The following is a 3266-nucleotide window of genomic DNA, read 5'->3' as shown; positions in this document are numbered from 1 at the left end:
TATCACCGCATAGGTGTGCCGAATGATGCTGTGCACTATGCCAGAAAAATCAGCTGGTTGGCGATATCCCATCCGCAGCCACCTGAATAGTTACAGTCTCGTTAGTAATAGCATTCTTTTTACTTTCAGTTGCCGCAAGCTTGGCGAACGCTCAATCTGAGCCAGATTATAATTATAGTAGAGGTGATTGGGTAATTGGGCTGAACGCCACCAGAATTCTGACTGATGAAGATTTGCGATCGCCCTCTGCGGGTGGTGCCCCCCTTCCAAATGCCAACCTGTCTATCAACAACGATACGACCGTTTCATTCGACGTGTCGTATTTTCTGAGTAATCAGCTGGCATTCAACGTTTTTGGCGGCATTCCCGCTAGTGCAGACCTTCAGGGCGAAGAGTCACTCTCTGGGCTCTTTCTTGGTCAAACAGATTATGGTCCGGTGATTCTTTCGCTTCAGTATCATGTCTTGACGGGTAGCAAGTTCTCTCCTTACTTTGGAGCGGGTGTAGGACGGATTTTCTTTTTAAATGAGAAGGATCGCGCACTAACCGACTTCGACGTCGAAGATACATGGGCCCCTGCGGTTCAGGCTGGTTTTCGCTGGAGGATACACAATAACTGGTCGGCAAATTTTGACGTTAGATATGCACCCTTCAAGGCGGATGTCACCGGTAACTTGGGCCCGGCCCCTGTTGAGGCAGAAGTGGAAGTGGACCCCACTATCGTGAGCATCGGTGTCGCATACCGCTTCTAAGTAAAGAGTTCGGGTGAGTCTTGCCGTTAAAGTTCCCTGCGATCGGTCGATGCGAACGAGAGGTTGATACGCATCAGGTAGTAACACCCCGATTGCAGACCTTTCCTTTAAGGAGCCTCTGAAAAACGCCGTGACTTTGGCATAATGAGTACTTTCCATCAGCCAGTATGCAGGTATGCCATGAGCCAGCTGACCTTTGCCGAAGCCGAATACGCCCACAAGAAGCGCAAGACCCGGCGGGAAGTGTTCCTGGAGAAGCTGGAGCAGTTGCTACCGTGGAAGGCGCTGGAATCGACCATTGCCGCCCATTATGCCTCTGGCCGCGCCGGTCGTCCCCCATACCCGCTGTCGAGCATGCTGCGGGTTCATGTGATGCAGGTGATCTACAACCTGAGTGATCCGGCGATGGAGGACGCGCTGTATGAGATCGAGTCGATGCGTCGTTTTGCGGGTATTCGCCTGTCCCGGGTTCCCGATGAGACGACGATCCTGAACTTCCGGCACTTGCTGGAACAGCACAATTTGGGCAAGAAGCTGTTCAAGAAGATCAACCGCCAACTGGCCCGGCATGGCCTGATGGTTCGGGAAGGCAGTATCGTTGATGCGACGATCATCGAAGCGCCCAGCTCGACGAAGAACAGAGATAAGGCTCGTGATCCGGAGATGCATCAGACGAAGAAAGGCAATCAGTGGCACTTTGGTATGAAGTGCCATATTGGTGTCGATGACACGATTGGCCTGATTCACAGCCTTGCCACGACCGCCGCCAATGAGCATGACCTGACGCCGTCGGATCAGCTGTTGCATGGCGAGGAGAAACGGGTGTGGGGAGACGCCGGTTACCGCGGCATCCAGAAACGCGAAGCGCACAAGAAGCGGGAAGTGCAGTGGTTTATCGCTGAACGCCCAGGCAAACGGTCAACGATGTCGAAAGTGACTCAGGACTGCGAAACCCTCAAAGCCAGCATACGAGCCAAGGTGGAGCATCCCTTCCGGATGACCAAAGGGATGTTCGGCTACGGCAAGGTTCGCTATCGGGGTTTGGCCAAGAACAGGAACCGACTTTATGTTCTGGCAGGGTTGTACAATCTGCTGAGGGTGAAACGAATGCTGTTGCCCTAGGGGCAGTGTGCCTGGTTGCCGCGAAAACGCGGCAATCAGGCGAAAAAACACACGATCAAGATTGATTTCTGGGCTGAATTCCGCCGCAAACGCTTTCTGACTAGCACCACGGTGAAAACAGTGAATTATTCAGACCTTCCTTAATCAACTAACAGAACCGTTATCCATGATGGACTCTATGAAGCAGTGGTTCGGACTGATACGGCACCGGGTCTATTTCCTTGTGGGACTGGGCGTCGTGGTGACTCTGTTGGCTGGCTCGGTGTCGTTCTTTGTGTTCAACACGCTCGATGTGGTGACTTTGATCTCGAGGGTTGAACGAACCCATACGGTTAACGTGTTCAGGGCGAGCTCCAGTCTGCACCAGTACGTCAATACCAACAATGAGAGTGACTACCAGAAATTCGAGGATCGTCTCGGACGCGCGCTGGCCTATAGTGCTTTGTTCTCGGCGACGCCGGAACTCCTTGTAACCAGTAGCACCTCGGAGTTCGCACGAAAGATACAACAAACGTTCCAGGAAGTGAGGTACCCTGACCAGGCCCGCGCCTTAATTCTGCGGCTCAGGATCCTTAAGAGTAACCCAATCGCCCAGCGTCTGATTTCCCTGTCGGGCGAAGCCTCCGAGATATCGGAGCAGATACTCGCTCTGGCGGCCGAACTCAGGAACGCCGCCGATCCCCCCCCGCAGCGGCTGGAGATCATCCAGGAAATCGATGCCAGAGAAAGACAGGTCAACGAACTGGCGCATCAGTTCTCGGAACTTACCGGAAATCTCTCGCAGTTCGCGATTTCCCTGGCCGTGACAGTTCTCGTTGCCGTATTGATCCCGGGAATGCTGGTACTCAGTATAGTGGCGTGGCTGCTTGTCCGTCCCATGAACCGCTCGGTAAGTCAGGCTGTGGAGACGATTCAGAGCCTTGCCGATGGCCACCTTGACTCGAGGCAGTACACTGCACTAGCCCGAAAAATTCATAAAAAAAGGCGAACCCTGCCCAACCCATTGATATAATGGGAGTTACACCAATAACGCTTCGGAAGAAGCTAAACAGGGTTCGCCATGTCTGATTCTATCCCTACTCAACTGCGCTTTCCTCCCTTTGCCGGCTTTACCGTACGAGCCGATTTCGAGGGCGGGGCCTTGTCATCCGACTTCGGGCCCCTGTTGCTGCGCGGCGTTGACCAGCAAATCGGCCTGATCCATCGACTGGCCCAGGCCATTCATGACGGCCGTCACGCCTCCTACATCGATCACTCAATGGAGGATCTGCTGACCCAGCGCATCTTCCAGATCGCCTGTGGCTACGCCGATGCCAACGATGCGAAGAGTTATTGTCAAATCCTGTGTATGGCAGGTCAGGCGGCAGTCCTGTCTGACTGATCGGTCAAGGG

The 3266-nt window shown here is 53.8% G+C and carries 3 protein-coding genes and 1 pseudogene; all 4 read left to right on the top strand.

The window, feature by feature from the left end; genetic code table 11:
* Window positions 1–86 precede the first annotated feature (86 nt).
* On the top strand, window positions 87–752 hold the full coding sequence (locus C4S71_RS22205; RefSeq protein ID WP_103970588.1) for an OmpW/AlkL family protein: 666 nt from the start codon (window positions 87–89) through the stop codon (window positions 750–752).
* Window positions 753–932: 180 nt separating this feature from the next.
* Window positions 933–1874, top strand: coding sequence for an IS5 family transposase (locus C4S71_RS22200; protein ID WP_103970587.1), 942 nt, complete (start codon window positions 933–935; stop codon window positions 1872–1874).
* Window positions 1875–2052: 178 nt separating this feature from the next.
* Window positions 2053–2886, top strand: a complete 834-nt coding sequence (locus C4S71_RS22195) for a methyl-accepting chemotaxis protein (RefSeq protein WP_146064646.1) — start codon at window positions 2053–2055, stop codon at window positions 2884–2886.
* 48 nt (window positions 2887–2934) lie between these two features.
* Window positions 2935–3204: pseudogene (locus C4S71_RS22190) on the top strand (transposase); the annotation flags it as partial.
* Window positions 3205–3266 lie beyond the last annotated feature (62 nt).

The organism is Billgrantia desiderata (genome assembly GCF_900108215.1).
Lineage (GTDB): Bacteria > Pseudomonadota > Gammaproteobacteria > Pseudomonadales > Halomonadaceae > Halomonas > Halomonas desiderata.
This window is presented reverse-complemented; position numbering and strand designations above follow the sequence as displayed.

Excerpts from the sequence above, each read along its gene's own strand:
- C4S71_RS22200 (WP_103970587.1), top strand. The coding sequence starts at position 933 with ATGAGCCAGCTGACCTTTGCCGAAGCCGAATACGCCCACAAGAAGCGC.
- C4S71_RS22195 (WP_146064646.1), top strand. The coding sequence starts at position 2,053 with ATGAAGCAGTGGTTCGGACTGATACGGCACCGGGTCTATTTCCTTGTG.